This window comes from Rhodopila sp., from assembly GCF_965276935.1.
GTDB lineage: Bacteria > Pseudomonadota > Alphaproteobacteria > Acetobacterales > Acetobacteraceae > Rhodopila.
The window spans coordinates 1-15,149 of record NZ_CBDIBS010000002.1; the positions used below are offsets into that span (position 1 = coordinate 1).

A 15,149-nucleotide genomic window follows, 5' to 3' on the forward strand; every position below is an offset into this window, starting at 1 on the left:
CGCAGGCGCGCCAAATCGTCGTGGAATACCACATCCAGCACCCAGTGCAGCCGGTTCTCAATGCCCCAGTGGCTCCGCACGACCCTGGCGAGGGTCTCGGCACTGAGTTTGGTTGAGCACAGGTAGTATCGGGTTTCTGTCTGGATAACGCCGCCCCGCTCGGTTTCGCTTTCGATCATGCCGATGGCGGTCAGGCCAGGGAATGCAAATTCGCCCGGATGACGCCGCTCGGCGAACAGCCAGTTGATGTCGTGGCAGATCGTATGGCGGCGGGTTTCGATCCGGCCATGGTCGCCATCGACGGTCTCGAAGCTTTGCAGCGTCAGCGTTGGTGGTGGATCGGCAAAGACGGTTTCCACTTCGGCATAGGTCGCTGGCCAGTTCTCCTTCAAGGCCAGCACGTAATCGCCACCACCCTCGATGATCGTCTGGGCAATCTCCTTCTGCGTGCCCATGGCATCGATGGTCACCAACGCGCCGGCCAGTTCCAGACGACGCAGCAGCACAGGAATGGCGGTGATCTCATTGGATTTCGCCGACACCGCCTCTTGTCCAAGGACCAATCGCTGACGCGTCGCCCAGGCGGACACCGTATGCAGCGGCAGACGCCCTTTGCCGCGGGCATGGCTGCGACGCGAGGTCTTGCCATCGATCGCGATAATCTCGGGCGTGTCAGTCCGCAACCCGTCTACCCAGGTCAGGAAACATGTCTTGAACAGCTCAGGATCAATCGCCGCGATCACGTCGCACAATGTGTCGTGGCTCGGGATGCCGTGCTTGAACGGCAGAAAACGGCGGAGGAAGCCCTGGCGTTCGCTGCCCCACAGGCTGATTTCGACAAAGTCGTCCGCACCGGCGATGGTCCCGCAGAGCATCAGCAACAGGATTTCCGGTAGAGGATATAGCACCTTCGTCGCTTGGCGCGGGTCCCGGAGGGCCGCGAAGTGGGACAAGAAGCAGGGCTGGCTTGGCATGGACATAGAGACCTCCTGATGAGAGGCTTCCTATGAATCCGATTCTAGCCCGCACGGGAATCCCTCAACCACTCAAGCGATCGCCCTGTCTGCCGCATTGACAACCCTTGCGCCAATCCCCCGCATCGGGTTCCAGTGCGACCGATGGACATCGACACCTGCCGCCTGGCCGCCAACGTCATGCATTTCGCCCGCCTGCTGCGCCGTGCGGGACTGCCGGTCGGGCCGGCGGAAACCATCGCCGCGCAGCACGCGCTGACCCACATCGACCTTGCGTCGAAAACCGAGGCGCGCACCGCGCTGTCCGCCGCGATGATCCACCGCCACGAGCATCAGGCGGTGTTCGAACAGGCCTTCGCGCTGTTCTGGCGTGATCCCTCCGCCGCCGAACAGGCCGCCGCGATGGCGCTGCTGGATGCGCGGCAGGTGCGCAAGCCGGACAAGCCGCCGCCTGCCGCCCGCCGCGTCGCCGAAGCCTTCGCCTCGAAGTCGGACAAGCCGCCAAGACCGAAGGACGAGCCGCCGACCCGCGACATGACGATGACCGTCTCGGACACCGAACGGCTGCAGCGGATGGACTTCGAGGCGATGGGGGCAGCCGAAATCGCCGAGGCGAAACGCGAAATCCGCCGCCTGGTGCTGCCGCTCGACCTGCGCCGCACCCGCCGCAGGCGGCCCGACAGCAGCGGCCCGATCACCGACCTGCGCCGCACCATCCGCGCCAGCCTGCGCCAGGGCGGCGAGATTTTCGACATCGCCCGCAACCGCCGCGTCACCCGACCGCCGCCGCTGGTGGTGCTGTGCGATATTTCGGGGTCGATGGCACGCTACGCGCAGGTTCTGCTGCACTTCCTGCACGCGGTCACCAATGACCGCGACCGCGTCAGCATCTTCCTGTTCGGCACCAGGCTGTCCAACGTCACCCGCCAGTTGCGCGCGCGCGACCCGGAGGTCGCCTTCCAGATGGTCGCCCACGCCGTGCCGGACTGGTCCGGCGGCACCCGCATCGGAGAGGCGGTCGCCGACTTCAACCGCCTGTGGGCCAAGCGCGTGCTGGGTCAGGGTGCCGTGGTGCTGCTGATCACCGACGGCCTGGACCGCGACAATGCGCAGGGTCTGGCGGAGAACATGGAGCGCCTGCATAAATCCTGCACAAGGCTGGTATGGCTGAACCCGCTGTTGCGCTGGAGCGGCTTTGAACCAAAATCCCAGGGTATCCGGGCGATGCTGCCGCACGTGGACGAGTTCCGTCCGGTGCACAACCTGGCCAGCCTGCGCGCTCTGATCGATCTCTTGTCCCGCCCGGCCCCCGCCAAGGTCGCGCGCTTTGAAAGGATGACAGCATGAACAGTCTTGAAACCGAGGATGTCCTGGGCACCGCCGCCGCCTGGCGCGCCGCCGGCGAACAGGTCGCGGTCGCCACGGTGACGGAAACCTGGGGCAGCTCGCCGCGCCCCGCCGGCAGCCAGATGGCGGTGACCCGGTCGGGCCGCATGGCCGGATCCGTCTCCGGCGGCTGCATCGAGGGCGCCGTCGCCGACGCGGCGATGCGGACCATCGATAGCGGCAGCCCGCAGTTGCTGGACTTCGGCGTCAGCCATGAACGCGCCTGGGAAGTCGGCCTGGCCTGCGGCGGCAAGGTCAAGGTGTTCGTCGAGAAGCTGAACTGACACGGAACTGCCTGCCTTGCGCTTTGCGTGGCCGCCCGGGTCATGCTCGCCGCTCGGGTAATCGCCGACGTCCTCATGGCAGGGTCAGCCGCCGCGCGGCATGGTCATGTAGGCGCGCACGCGAGGGGCGGTGGCGCGCATGATCAACGCCGTGCCGTGCCGAGGTCGGCAGCAGCGTGGCAGGTCGGCCAGGTCTTCCGTCACCTGTTCGCCCACCTGTTCGATCACCCATCTGCGTGGTTGCCTACCTGTTCGGTAGCCCACCTGTCTGGTCGCCGTTGTGGTCGTGACCCGGCCATGGTCGTGACACGGCGTCTGCAACGGCCCATGATCGTTGGCGCCATTTGCCCTAGGACAGAGCCATGAACCCTGAAACCCTCGCCGCCCTGGACCAGGCGAAACGCGACAAGCGCCCGGTGGTGCTGGCCACGCAGTTGCCCTCCGGTGAGCAGATCGTGCTGCCCGACCCGGCCGCGCCGGACGAGCTGAACGCTGCCGCGGCCCATGCGCTGGAGCGTGACGAAAGCGGCACGGTGAAACTGGGTGCGACCGACTGGTTCCTGCACGCCTACAACCCGCCGCTGCGGCTGATCGTCGTCGGCGCGGTGCATATCGCCCAGGCGCTGGTGCCGTTTGCCGTGCCCTGCGGTTTCTCGGTCACCGTGGTCGATCCGCGGCGGTCGTTCGCCTCGGATGAGCGGTTTCCCGGCGTGGCGATTTCCACCGACTGGCCGGATGAGGCGCTGGAGGCGTTCGTTCCCGACAGCCGCACCGCCGTGGTCACGCTGACGCATGACCCGAAGCTGGACGATCCGGCGCTGGACCGGGCGCTGAAGTCGCAGGCGTTCTACATCGGCGCGCTGGGCTCCCGCCGCACCCATGCCGCCCGCCTGCAGCGGTTGCGCGACCTGGGGCATCAGGACAACGCGCTGTCGCGCATCCGCGGCCCGGTCGGGCTGAACATCGAGGCCGTCACCGCGCCCGAAATCGCCTTGTCCATCATCGCCGAGATCGTCGCCGTGCGCCGCAACGCTGGCATGCCGGCGAAACCCCTGCCGGCGAAATTCGCTCCATGAAGTTCGGCGCGTCGCCACTGACCGAGGCCCGCGGCGCCATCATGGCGCACAGCCAGAAGGTCGGCGACCGCATGATCCGCAAGGGCGCGCTGCTCGACGAGGCGGCGATCGACGCCTTGCGTCAGGCCGGCCGCGCGGAGGTGATCTGTGCCCGCCTGGAACCCGGCGACGTGCCAGAGGATATCGCCGCCGATCGCTTGGCCATGCCGATGGTCTCGGCGCTGATCGCCCGCTCCCGCGCCGCCACCGGGCGGGTCAACCTGTCGGCCGAAGTGCCGGGCCTGCTGAGGGTGGATGGCGCGCGCATCGATCGGCTCAACACGCTCGACGAGGCGATGACCATCGGCACCCTGCCCGACTATGCGGTGGTGGCGCCGAAGGACCTGCTCGCGACGATCAAGATCATCCCGTTCGCCGTCCCCGGCACCTTGCTGTCGGTCGCCGAAGCGCTGGCGCGGCAGGGACCGTCGCCGCTGACCTTGCATCCGTTCCGCGCCCTGAAGGTCGGGCTGGTGGTGACCCAGTTGCCCGGCCTGAAGGACAGCGTCACCGAAAAGACCATCGCCATCACCAAGGCACGCATCACCGCGCTGACCGGATCGCTGCTGCCGCCGGTGCACTGCGCGCATCACGCCGATCCAATCGCGCGGGCACTCGACAGCCTGATCGGCCTGGGCGCCGACCTTCTGCTGGTCATCGGCGCCTCCGCCGTGGTGGACCGGCGCGATGTCGGGCCGGAAGGCATCGTCGGCGCCGGCGGCGAGATCCTGCATTTCGGCATGCCGGTCGATCCCGGCAACCTGATCTGCCTCGGCCGCATCGGCACGCGGCCGGCGCTGGTGCTGCCCGGCTGCGCCCGCAGCCCCAGCCTGAACGGCATCGACTTCGTGCTGACCCGGCTGTTCGCCGGCCTGCCGGTGACGCCGCGCGACATGATGCGCATGGGCGTTGGTGGGTTGCTGAAGGAGATGGAGACACGGCCGATGCCGCGCGAAAAGGCGCCGGCCACGCCGCGGTCGGGCGCCGCGCCGCGCAGCGCGCCGGTGATCGGCGCCGTCGTGCTGGCGGCCGGACGGTCGCGCCGGATGGCACCCTACAACAAGATGCTGGTGGCCGACAAGGCCGGCAAGCCGATGATCGCCCGCGTCCTCGACAACGTGCTGTCGTCCAACGCCCGCCCCATCCTGGTGGTCACCGGGCATCAGGCGGAGCAGGTCGAACATGCCCTCGGCGGCCGGCCGGTGCGCTACGTGCACGCGCCGGATTACGCCGAAGGCTTGTCCGCCAGCTTGAAGGCCGGCATCGCCGCGGTGCCCCCCGAATGCGCCGCCGTTCTGGTGTGCCTGGGCGACATGCCGCTGGTGACGGGACGCATGCTGGATCGGCTGCTGTCGATGTATGATCCGGCGGAAGGACGGCTGATCGTGCTGCCCACCTTCCGCGGCAAGCAGGGCAACCCGATGCTGTGGGACCGGCGGTTTTTCCCGGACATCCTGGGGATCAGTGGCGACTCCGGCGCCCGCTTTCTGGTCGGCAGGCACGCCGAGGTGGTGTGCGAGGTCGAGATGGCGGACGACGCCGTGCTGCGCGATTTCGATACGACGGACTCGCTGGCGACCTTGCCGAAGGGCATGCGGCCGGTGGGGGTGCAGTAAGCCGGGGGCAGCGCCCCATAAGCGCTAGGATAGGATTGACACGGCACGTTTTGGCGTGATTCCGGGGCAGATGCAAACCGCATTGTTTCATCTGGATCATTGGCCAAGCGTCGTCGGCCACGTCTCTTCGCTGATTGATCTGGAGGTCAGCGCCCGGACGCACAAAGCCCTGGTGCGCAAACGTGGCGTGCGCAGCGCGGCCGACCTGCTGCATCTGGCTCTCCTCTACGGCCCCGGCAGGCTATCGCTGCGTGCGGTCGCCAGCCATGCCACCGAAGCCGGGATTGCCGATCTCTGTGACGTCTCGCTGCTGGATCGATTGCGCAATTCGGGTGATTTCCTGGCTGATGTGCTGGACCGGCTGCTGGCGGATCGTCGCGGCGACACGCCAATGGAGGGGCGCCTGCAACTCAACCTGGTGGATGGCTCCACGGTCTCGATCCCGGGCAGTAAAGGCAGTGACTGGCGGCTTCACGCGCGCTATGAACCGGCGCGCGGCTGTTTTACCGATCTTGCGATGACCAAGGCCGCCACGGCCGAAGCGCTCAGTTGCGTGGCGGTGCGGCCCGGTGATGTTCTGGTGCAGGATCGTGGCTATGCGCGGGTGCGCAACTTTGCCCATGCCCACGCCAACCAGGCGGACTTCATCACCCGGATCGGCTGGCGCTCGGTGAACGTGTTCGATGCGTCGCGGCAGGCCTTTGATCTGGTCGCGGCGCTGTCCGACAACGGCCCGTCGGTGGTGGAACACGCCGTGTCAATCGGCGCCGGCCGCGCCCCGGTGCGCGCGCGCCTGATCATCGCGCGCAAGCCGCCCGAGGCGACCGAGCGCCAGCACAAGAGGCTGCACCGCAAGGCCAGTCGCAAGGGCCACAAGACCGATCCGCGCACCCTGAGGGCGGCTGGATACATGATGCTGCTGACCTCGCTGTCGCCAGAACAGGCGACAGCGGCGGAGGTCGTGCGGCTCTACCGCATGCGCTGGCAGGTGGAACTCGCGTTCAAACGACTGAAAAGCCTGGGCGGCTTTGCGGCGTTGCAAGCAAGCGATCCCAAGCTCGCGCGCAGTTGGCTGCTCGCTCATCTCATCGCCGCCGTGCTGATCGAGACTTCGCTGGGCGAGGATCTCGGCTTTCCCCCCTGAGCCAACATCTGGCCGTGCAACCCGTCACGCCAGCCTTTGGCGGGTTTGGCAATCCAACCACCGCCGTCTGCAAGTGGCTCTGTTCGCACAACCCCGAAGACGCCGCAGCCTGGCGACCCGCAGAACGGCACGCAGGCGGCTGGCCGAGCCGCCCAGAAAGCGCCGCTGCCAAGACAAAGACGCTAAAAATGCCTTATCCTAGCGCTTATGGGGCTCCGCCCCTCGACCCCACCAAGGGCTGACGCCCTTGGAACCCATTCAGGGTCTTGGAGGAGAGGGGGCTACTCAGGCGTTGTTAGCACCTCGGTCGCCCCCTCTCCTCCAAGACCCTAATTGGCGGGATCAAAGGGGGCCAGCCCCCTTTGCGGGTCCAGGGCAGAGCCCTGGCCTTGCCGAACTTCCCTCCCCCGGCCGGATGACCTTGAGCAGCTTGAAGTGCGGCCCGCTCGCCTCACACGACAGCGGCAGCTCCGGCGCGATATGCGCCAGCGACGGCACCAGCTCCAGCACGTAGTCATAATCCGGCGCGATACTGTCCAACGTGGACGGAATGACCGTCTTGGCCCAGCCGCCCTGCTTGAAAAGCTCCAGGTAATGCGGCTGGAAATACAGGATCTGACCGGCGATGCTGGCGAACATGCCTGGCTCGAACGCCTGTCGGCGCGCGACCGCGTAGGCCGTGACCATGTTCATGTCGGGATCGCGGAACGGCACGCCCGACGCCGGCTGGCCCTCGATCACGGTGACCCGGCTGCCGCTCGGCAAACGGCCAAGCGCCTGGTCGATCGCCGCCAGGGTCGGCTCCCAGCTCAGCCACAGGGCAGCAATCATGGCGATGCGGGCGACGGTCAGTATGGTGAAACCCGCCGCGAACGGCCTGACCCAGCGGGCGTGCGCCGGTCCCGGCCGCAGGCTGGCCAGGACAAAGAACGAAATAGCCCAGGGAAACCGGTAGTCGATGAACGAGGTGTCCATCGCCACGTTCGGCAGCACCAGCCAAAGGATGACCATGACCGTCGCGATCGCCAGGCCGGTGGGGTGGAAGCGGAAGGTCCGGGTCAGCAGCCCGGCGGCGAAGCCGGCCACCGCCAGCGCCAGCAGCCCGACCTCTAGCTTTGGGCTGGTGAAGAAGGTGATCGACGCCAGCGAGCGCAGCTTCTCGTGCAGCGAGCTGAACTGGACGACGTTGCCGGTCACCGCCCCGGTGGTCGGGCTGAGCAGCAGGAACACAATGAAAACCGGCACCAGGCAGGCCACCGGCAGCAGTCCCCGCCGCAGCGCCGCCAGCGGCCGGCGCCAGCCATCCGCCGCCACCCCGTCGGTCAGTTCGCATAGGCCAACCGCGATGGCGAACAGCCCATAGGCGGCGAAGTGGCACAGCATCAGGCCAAAGCCGGACACCACCAGGAAGCGGACCCGCGCCGCCAGCGGGCGCGCCCGCAGCCGCAGCCACACGCCGAACAGCACCAGCGCCAGGCCGATGCCAAAGCAGTAGCTGAGAAAGCCATACTGAAACGGCCCGCCGTAGCACAGCAACGGCGCCACCCGATACGCCCGCGACTGCCCGCCGCTCAAGGTGCGGTTGATCAGCCGCGTGCCGAGGAACAGCATCAGCACCGTGCTGAGGCAGAACGCCCGCACCGCCAGGTCGATCGACATTACCTGACGCGCCGCCAGCACGAACAGCTCCAGCGCCAGGTTCGGCACCAGGTCCCAGTGGATGTAATAGAACTGCTGCAGCGACGGGCTGGAAGCCCAGTCGCGCAGGATGTATTGCCGCGCCAGGTGGTTGGGCAGGTCCGACAGCGGCAGGTGCGCCGTCAGCAGCAGCGGCAGGATGCACAGCAGGCCGACCAGAACATCGATCCAGCCGTCACGGCTCCGCTTCAGGCCGCGCCGCCACCAGCGCCCGTCACCGCCGGACGCGTCGGCGCGAAAGGCAACGGTATGCGTCGTCGACATGCGAAACAACCTCGTGGTGGCCAGGGATCAGGATCGGATACAGTCGGGAAAGATCGACCGCGATACAAATGTCCGGCACGTCGGGTCGTACGATTTGCTAGCGGCATCAAAATGCCGCGTGCGACAGCCGGTCATGAAGCGGCGGCCGACCGTATCGAGCGTCGCGTTGGAGCTAGTCAGCTATGAGTACGCCTCAGCTATGACTACGCCGGCCCTAAACGTTCAGGTGGTCCACAAGCGTGTCGACGAACACGCGGACCTTGGCGGACAGACTGCGATGGCTGGGATACAGCGCGTGCACCTCCACGGAATCGTCTTGATACTCGGGCAATAGCCGGACCAGGGTTCCGTCCGCGACCGCGTCCGCCGCATAGAACTCCGGCAGGCGCCCGATCCCGGCTCCGCCGATCAGCACGGTTCTGAGTACAGCGGGTTCCGGTATGACCGTCCCGGGCACAATGTCGATCTTGTGGATTGGACCACCGGATCGCTGAAACCGCCAAATGGTCTGATGGTCGACGCGCGCAATCAGCTCGTGCGCCCGGAGATCCTGCACCGTTGCGGGCGTGCCGCGTGCGGCGAGGTAAGCGGGACTGGCACACGTCCAGAGCGCGATGGTCGTCAGCCGGCGCGCGATCAGGTCGGAGTCGCGCAGCGGCCCAATCCGGATGGCGACGTCGAACGCCTCAGCCAGCAGGTCGACGTTGCGGTTGTCGATGCTGAGCGCGACGCGCACCTCGGGGTAGCGAGCGAAGAACTTCGGCAGCATCGACGCCAGCGGCCCGACGGCGAAGGTGAACCCCACGCTCACCCGCAGCGTACCGCGCGGCACGCCGATCAGCCCGGTCAGCGCGTTCTCCGCTTCGCCGACGTCATCAAGGATGCGCCGCGCGTGGCGCTGCAACAGGCGCCCGGCGTCGGTCAGCCGCAAGTGCCGCGTCGAGCGCTCGATCAGCGCTGATCCGGCTGCCGCCTCCAAGCGCGCGAGCGAGCGGCTGGCGGAGGATTTCGGCATGCCGAGCGCGCGGGCGGCGGCCGAAAGGTTGCCGAGGTCCGCGATGCGGGCAAACGCGCGCAGGTCGACGAGGTCAAACATGCCCCAAGCGTTCCACGACAGGAACGTGCTGTCCAGACTTCGATGACTAATCAACTTCGACAGAATGGCTAGTTTTGCGGCACGGCATTCGTAAGGACCTGGACGATGACCCACACCATTCTCCTGGACCCCGTATCCCTCCCAAAGCCATCGTGCGTCTGGCCGGCGCCGCGGTGGCCCCGAGCACCCAAGGAGCATTCGTCATGAGCACAGACACCCAAACGGCCTTGCCGCCGATTTCCGGCTCGGAGCCGCTGATCCGCAACGTTGATGCGGCGCCTGCCTACTGGCTTGTCGACGTCCTGTGGATCGTGCTCGCGGACGGGCGCGACACCGGCGGCAGGTTCTCGATGATGGAGCAGTTGCTTCCAAAAGGTTCGGGTCCGGGCCCGCACAAGCACACCTGGTCCGACGAAACCTTCTACATGCTCGACGGCGAGATTACCCTCCTAGTGGGCGACGATATCAGGACCGCGCGCAAGGGCGACTTCGTCATGGTCCCGCGCAGCACCCGCCATGCCTTCCGCGTCGAGAGTGAGACCGCACGCTTCCTCAACGGCTACACGCCGGCGAGCATGGAAGCGCTGATCGTGGAGCTTGCCACGCCTGCGACCGAGCGCACCTTGCCACCCAAGGGCGCGGTCGCGCCGCCGACGATGAACCCGGACCTGCTGCGGCGATACGGGATGGACGTCCTGCCGGGTCCGGACCCGCTGCGTCCAGATGGACGCTGAGCCTGCTCGGAGGCCGATCCATCCGACTCGTCGACGTCCGAGCAACCATGAGAAGGTGCAGCAATGGTCCAGCCAATCATCGTGCTCGCAGGTGCGGCCGGCGATCTCGGCGGCCGCATCGCCAAGGCTCTTGCGGCACGCGGTGCGGCCGTCCGAGCGCTAGTGCGTCATGAGGTATCCGCCGCCGACAAAGATCGACTCGTCGGGGCGGGCGCGGTCGTGACGCCGGCGGACGCGTCGGATATTGGATCGGTTGCCGCGGCGTGCGCAGGCGCGGCGTGCGTCGTCTCTGCACTCAACGGGTTGCACGAGGTCATCGTCGACCGGCAGGGAGTGCTGCTCGACGCCGCCGTAAAGGCCGGTGTGCCGCGCTTCGTCTCGTCTGACTACTCGGCCGATTTCACCAAGACTCGGCCAGGCGATAACCGCAACCTCGACCTCCGGCGCAAGTTCATGACCCAAGCGGACCGTGCGCCGATCAAGGTTACCTCGATTCTCAACGGTGCGTTCATGGACATGCTCGGCGTCGAGATGCCGATAATCCAGCGACGCCTCCGCCGCGTGCTCCACTGGGGCAGCGTTGACCAGCCGCTGGACTTCACCACCAAAGACGAGGTGGCCGCCTATGCGGCCGCCGTCGCGCTCGACGAGGCTACCCCGCGCATCCTCCGCGTCGCCGGCGACACCGTTAGCGCCCGCGACATCGCCCGGGCGATGAGTGAAGTAACAGGCGACCAGTACCGCACCTTGTGGGTTGGCAGCATCGGTTCGCTTGGAATGTTGATCCGGCTGGCGAGGGTCGTGGCGCCGCAGCCGCGCGCCGCATTTCCTCCATGGCAGGGCATGCAGTACATGCGGGACATGTTCAGCGGGCGCGGCAAGCTCCATCCGCTCGACAACGATCGGTATCCTGGCCTGCGCTGGACATCGGTCCACGCGCAGCTCGGCAAAAGGGGCGAGTAGGCTGCTCGAGCCTTAGTGGGAAGGTCCGCCGTCCACTTAACACAGTCCTGTCGAACGGACCTGAGCCTTCTAAACCGAACTTTGCTGTGTTTTTGAGCCATCCGGTTGATTACCAAGGAAACGTGCCACGAACGTAGTCAAGCATTTGGCGAATTTCTCCTTGACACAGGCCGAACCGGTTTGATTCTATGCCTCATGCACATCGCCAAGGTCCCAAACCGTAACGCCAAACCGTCCTTCCTCCTGCGCCAAACCTATCGCGAGGACGGCAAGGTCAAGAACCGCACGCTGGCCAACCTCTCCAAGCTGCCGGTCGAGCGCATCGAGACTCTGCGTGCTGCCCTGCGTGGCGACCCGCTCGCCCCGGTTGGTGACAACGGCTTCGAGATCCGCCGCTCGCTGCCGCATGGCCACGTGCTTGCGGCGCTGAGCGTGGCACGGCGCATCGGCCTCGACGATCTGCTGCCGCGCCGCGCCCCGCCGCGCCGCCGTGACCTGGCGCTGGCGCTGATCGTCGCCAGACTGCTCGACCCGGCGGCGAAGCTGGCGACAGCGCGCATGCTCGACAGCGCCACCGCCAGCCACTCGCTGGGTGAAAGCCTCGGCCTTGGCTGCGTTACCGCCGGCGAAATCTACACCACCCTCGACTGGCTCGGCAGCGAGCAGGCCTTCATCGAAAACCAACTCGCCCGCCGCCATCTGAAGAACGGCGCGCTGGTGCTCTACGACGTCACCTCCACCTACCTCGAGGGCCGCTGCTGTCCGCTGGCCCACCACGGTTACAGCCGCGACAGCCGTGGCGATCGGCCGCAACTGGTGATCGGCCTGCTGTGTGCCGCGGATGGTTGCCCCGTGGCGGTCGAGGTGTTCGAGGGAAACACCGCCGACCCGGCCACCGTCGCGGCGCAGATCAGCAAGCTGAAGCAGCGCTTGCGGCTGCGCCACGTGGTGATGGTCGGCGACCGCGGCATGCTCACCGCCGCACGGATCGAACAAGCCCTCCGCCCCGCCGGCCTAGACTGGATCACCGCGCTGCGTGCCCCGGCGATCCGGCAACTGGCGGAAGGCGGACAGCTGCAATTCTCCCTGTTCGACACCCGCGATATGGCTGAGATCAGCAGCCCGGATTATCCCGACGAACGGCTGGTGGTGTGCCAGAACCCGCTGCTGGCGGCGGAACGCCAACGCAAGCGTGACGCGTTACTGGCGCTGACCGAGGCCGACCTGAGCAAGATCCAGGCCCGGGTGACGCGCGCGAAGAACCCTCTGCGCGGGGCTGGGGACATCGGCCGCGCGGTCGGCGCTCTCCTGGGCAAACGCAAGATGGCCAAGCATTTCGCGTTGACCATCACCGACGCCGCATTTGACTTCACGCGCAAGGCCGAAGCGATCGCCGATGAAGCCAGGTTCGATGGCTTTTACGTGCTGCGCACCAACCTCCCCGCCAAGCAGATCGATACCGCCGGGACCGTGCGGGCCTACAAAGCCTTGGCCCAGGTAGAGCGCGCGTTCCGCTGCCTCAAGAGCGTCGATCTGGACCTGCGGCCGGTGTTCCATTGGACCGCGCCGCGGGTACGCGCGCATGTCCTGCTGTGCATGCTGGCGTATTACCTGGAGTGGCATATGCGCCAGCCGCTGGCGCCGATGTTGTTCGACGATCATGACCGCGCGTCGGCCGAAGCAGAGCGGACGTCGCCAGTGGCCAAGGCCAAGGTCTCCAAGGCGGCTTATCGCAAGGCCTCGACGCAGCGCGTGGTGGACGCTAGCGGCGAGCTCCAGCCGGTGCACAGCTTCCGCACCCTGCTGGGCGATCTGGCAACATTGGCCCGAAACACCGTCTGCTTCGCAGGGCAGAAGATGCTTACCGTTCAGACCACCGCAACGCCGATACAGCGCCGCGCACTCAGTCTGTTGGGGGTCGAATTGACGGCAGCGTAGACAGCAAGCAGGTGGGGTCCGGAGTCGGATCAATGACTTACGTCGAAAAGACGGTAAAGTTCAGTCTAAAATCAAGCGGTAGCGCCGCGAAGTTGGGAAGACGGGCCGCGCCACCCGTCAAAACTGGTAGCGCCTTGCTTGATCGCTTGATAACCCTGTTTGACGGATCAGCCCCGGACGATCACGCTAGCAGGTCGGGAAAAGGACGTGTCCAAGGTGGTTGAACCGCCTACCGCGCTTCTCGACCGCGCCGATGCCCCACCAGCGGGACCAGGTGGCTTTTCATCACCCTGCGCGCGCGGCCTGACCCGCGTCGGACGGACGCAGATCCCGTCTCTTTCGAACGTTCCCGCGCCACTCGGCACAACCTTTAGAATAGCGAAATCATGACCGCTCTCCTGGCACACGAGCGGAAGTCCAGGCGCGATATGGGTCAGCTCCGGCAACAGGTCCAGGACGTAGTCGTACTCCGGTGCCAAGCTGTCCAGCGTGTCCGGCATCACGATGCCGTAGCCGCCCTGCTGCCAGAGTTCCAGGTAGCGCGGCTTGAAATACAGGATCTGGCCGGCGATGCTGGCGAACATGGCCGGCTCGAACGCCTGGCGTCGCGCCACGGCATACGACGCGACATTGGCGAGATCAGGCCACCGGTAGCGAAGGCCCGACGGCAGGCGGCCCTCGATGACCATGATCCGGCTGCCGATCGGCAAGCGAGCAAGCGCCTGGTCGATCGCCGCCAGGGTTGGCTCCCAGCTTAGCCACTGGCCGGCGATCAGCGCGATGCGGGCAACGGTCAGGACCGTGAAACCGGCGGCGAATGGCCTAACCCAGCGGGCATGCGCCGGTCCTGGCAGCAGGCCGGCGACGACGAAGAATGAAATCGCCCACGGGAAGCGGTAGTCAATGAAGGCGGTGTCCATCGCGATGTTCGGCATGGCCAGCCAGGCGACTGTCATGACCACCCCGATCGCCAGGCCGGTGGCGTGAAAGCGGAAGGTCCGGGTCAGCAGCCCGGCGGTGAAGGCGGCAACCGCCAGCATCAGCAATCCAGACTCCAGCTTTGGGCTGGTAAAGAAGGTAATTGCCAGGAACGAGCGCAGCTTCTCGTGCAGCGTGCTGAACTGGACGACGTTGCCGGCCACCGCCCCGGTGGTCGGGCTGAGCAGCAGGAACACAATGAAAACCGGCACCAGGCAGGCCACCGGCAGCAGTCCCCGCCGCAGCGCCGCCAGCGGCCGGCGCCAGCCATCCGCCGCCACCCCGTCGGTCAGTTCGCATAGGCCAACCGCGATGGCGAACAGCCCATAGGCGGCGAAGTGGCACAGCATCAGGCCAAAGCCGGACACCACCAGGAAGCGGACCCGCGCCGCCAGCGGGCGCGCCCGCAGCCGCAGCCACACGCCGAACAGCACCAGCGCCAGGCCGATGCCAAAGCAGTAGCTGAGAAAGCCATACTGAAACGGCCCGCCGTAGCACAGCAACGGCGCCACCCGATACGCCCGCGACTGCCCGCCGCTCAAGGTGCGGTTGATCAGCCGCGTGCCGAGGAACAGCATCAGCACCGTGCTGAGGCAGAACGCCCGCACCGCCAGGTCGATCGACATTACCTGACGCGCCGCCAGCACGAACAGCTCCAGCGCCAGGTTCGGCACCAGGTCCCAGTGGATGTAATAGAACTGCTGCAGCGACGGGCTGGAAGCCCAGTCGCGCAGGATGTATTGCCGCGCCAGGTGGTTGGGCAGGTCCGACAGCGGCAGGTGCGCCGTCAGCAGCAGCGGCAGGATGCACAGCAGGCCGACCAGAACATCGATCCAGCCGTCACGGCTCCGCTTCAGGCCGCGCCGCCACCAGCGCCCGTCACCGCCGGACGCGTCGGCGCGAAAGGCAACGGTATGCGTCGTCGACATGCGAAACAACCTCGTGACGAAAGAAGAGGC

The 15,149-nt window shown here is 66.7% G+C and carries 13 protein-coding genes; 8 read left to right on the forward strand and 5 right to left on the reverse strand.

The window, feature by feature from the left end:
- A partial coding sequence (locus tag ACQY4S_RS03025; protein ID WP_428483112.1) for an ISAs1 family transposase occupies positions 1-980 on the reverse strand: 980 nt, incomplete at its 3' end.
- 138 nt (positions 981-1,118) lie between these two features.
- On the opposite strand from ACQY4S_RS03025, the gene ACQY4S_RS03030 reads away from it, so the two are divergent.
- Positions 1,119-2,321 (forward strand): vWA domain-containing protein, encoded by a 1,203-nt coding sequence (locus ACQY4S_RS03030; protein WP_428483729.1) that lies wholly within the window; start codon positions 1,119-1,121, stop codon positions 2,319-2,321.
- Positions 2,318-2,644, forward strand: a complete 327-nt coding sequence (locus ACQY4S_RS03035; RefSeq protein WP_428483730.1) for an XdhC family protein — start codon at positions 2,318-2,320, stop codon at positions 2,642-2,644. The genes ACQY4S_RS03030 and ACQY4S_RS03035 overlap by 4 nt, the downstream gene beginning before the upstream one ends.
- Positions 2,645-2,728: 84 nt before the next feature.
- On the opposite strand, the gene ACQY4S_RS03040 is transcribed toward ACQY4S_RS03035, so the two are convergent.
- On the reverse strand, positions 2,729-2,872 hold the full coding sequence (locus ACQY4S_RS03040; RefSeq protein WP_428483731.1) for a hypothetical protein: 144 nt from the start codon (positions 2,870-2,872) through the stop codon (positions 2,729-2,731).
- A gap of 134 nt (positions 2,873-3,006) precedes the next feature.
- On the opposite strand from ACQY4S_RS03040, the gene ACQY4S_RS03045 reads away from it, so the two are divergent.
- The 3 genes from ACQY4S_RS03045 (at position 3,007) to ACQY4S_RS03055 (ending at position 6,519) form a co-directional block, all read left to right on the forward strand.
- Positions 3,007-3,720 (forward strand): XdhC family protein, encoded by a 714-nt coding sequence (locus tag ACQY4S_RS03045; protein WP_428483732.1) that lies wholly within the window; start codon positions 3,007-3,009, stop codon positions 3,718-3,720.
- A complete protein-coding gene (locus ACQY4S_RS03050; RefSeq protein ID WP_428483733.1) occupies positions 3,717-5,375 on the forward strand; it encodes an NTP transferase domain-containing protein in 1,659 nt (552 codons plus the stop codon). The genes ACQY4S_RS03045 and ACQY4S_RS03050 overlap by 4 nt, the downstream gene beginning before the upstream one ends.
- Before the next feature lie 70 nt (positions 5,376-5,445).
- Positions 5,446-6,519 (forward strand): IS4 family transposase, encoded by a 1,074-nt coding sequence (locus ACQY4S_RS03055; RefSeq protein WP_428483734.1) that lies wholly within the window; start codon positions 5,446-5,448, stop codon positions 6,517-6,519.
- Positions 6,520-6,861: 342 nt separating this feature from the next.
- Here ACQY4S_RS03055 and ACQY4S_RS03060 read toward each other — a convergent pair whose 3' ends face one another.
- Entirely contained in the window at positions 6,862-8,481 is a 1,620-nt protein-coding gene (locus ACQY4S_RS03060; RefSeq protein WP_428483735.1) for a hypothetical protein, read from the reverse strand.
- 214 nt (positions 8,482-8,695) lie between these two features.
- On the reverse strand, positions 8,696-9,577 hold the full coding sequence (locus ACQY4S_RS03065) for a LysR family transcriptional regulator (protein ID WP_428483736.1): 882 nt from the start codon (positions 9,575-9,577) through the stop codon (positions 8,696-8,698).
- Positions 9,578-9,780: 203 nt separating this feature from the next.
- On the opposite strand from ACQY4S_RS03065, the gene ACQY4S_RS03070 reads away from it, so the two are divergent.
- From ACQY4S_RS03070 to ACQY4S_RS03080, 3 genes are all read left to right on the forward strand, one after another.
- A complete protein-coding gene (locus ACQY4S_RS03070; protein ID WP_428483737.1) occupies positions 9,781-10,311 on the forward strand; it encodes a cupin domain-containing protein in 531 nt (176 codons plus the stop codon).
- 63 nt (positions 10,312-10,374) lie between these two features.
- Positions 10,375-11,274: an NmrA family NAD(P)-binding protein gene (locus ACQY4S_RS03075; protein WP_428483738.1), complete on the forward strand. Its 900-nt coding sequence runs from the start codon at positions 10,375-10,377 to the stop codon at positions 11,272-11,274.
- Positions 11,275-11,469: 195 nt separating this feature from the next.
- Complete coding sequence (locus tag ACQY4S_RS03080; RefSeq protein WP_428483124.1) at positions 11,470-13,212, forward strand: IS1634 family transposase; 1,743 nt, start codon at positions 11,470-11,472, stop codon at positions 13,210-13,212.
- A gap of 167 nt (positions 13,213-13,379) precedes the next feature.
- On the opposite strand, the gene ACQY4S_RS03085 is transcribed toward ACQY4S_RS03080, so the two are convergent.
- Positions 13,380-15,119, reverse strand: coding sequence for a hypothetical protein (locus ACQY4S_RS03085; RefSeq protein WP_428483739.1), 1,740 nt, complete (start codon positions 15,117-15,119; stop codon positions 13,380-13,382).
- Positions 15,120-15,149 lie beyond the last annotated feature (30 nt).

What these genes read in the sequence shown, in the direction of transcription:
- ACQY4S_RS03055 (WP_428483734.1), top strand. Translation starts at nt 5,446, where the DNA reads ATGCAAACCGCATTGTTTCATCTGGATCATTGGCCAAGCGTCGTCGGC.
- ACQY4S_RS03065 (WP_428483736.1), bottom strand. Translation starts at nt 9,577, where the DNA reads ATGTTTGACCTCGTCGACCTGCGCGCGTTTGCCCGCATCGCGGACCTC.
- ACQY4S_RS03060 (WP_428483735.1), bottom strand. Translation starts at nt 8,481, where the DNA reads ATGTCGACGACGCATACCGTTGCCTTTCGCGCCGACGCGTCCGGCGGT.
- ACQY4S_RS03045 (WP_428483732.1), top strand. Translation starts at nt 3,007, where the DNA reads ATGAACCCTGAAACCCTCGCCGCCCTGGACCAGGCGAAACGCGACAAG.
- ACQY4S_RS03080 (WP_428483124.1), top strand. Translation starts at nt 11,470, where the DNA reads ATGCACATCGCCAAGGTCCCAAACCGTAACGCCAAACCGTCCTTCCTC.
- ACQY4S_RS03075 (WP_428483738.1), top strand. Translation starts at nt 10,375, where the DNA reads ATGGTCCAGCCAATCATCGTGCTCGCAGGTGCGGCCGGCGATCTCGGC.
- ACQY4S_RS03050 (WP_428483733.1), top strand. Translation starts at nt 3,717, where the DNA reads ATGAAGTTCGGCGCGTCGCCACTGACCGAGGCCCGCGGCGCCATCATG.
- ACQY4S_RS03070 (WP_428483737.1), top strand. Translation starts at nt 9,781, where the DNA reads ATGAGCACAGACACCCAAACGGCCTTGCCGCCGATTTCCGGCTCGGAG.
- ACQY4S_RS03085 (WP_428483739.1), bottom strand. Translation starts at nt 15,119, where the DNA reads ATGTCGACGACGCATACCGTTGCCTTTCGCGCCGACGCGTCCGGCGGT.
- ACQY4S_RS03030 (WP_428483729.1), top strand. Translation starts at nt 1,119, where the DNA reads ATGGACATCGACACCTGCCGCCTGGCCGCCAACGTCATGCATTTCGCC.
- ACQY4S_RS03035 (WP_428483730.1), top strand. Translation starts at nt 2,318, where the DNA reads ATGAACAGTCTTGAAACCGAGGATGTCCTGGGCACCGCCGCCGCCTGG.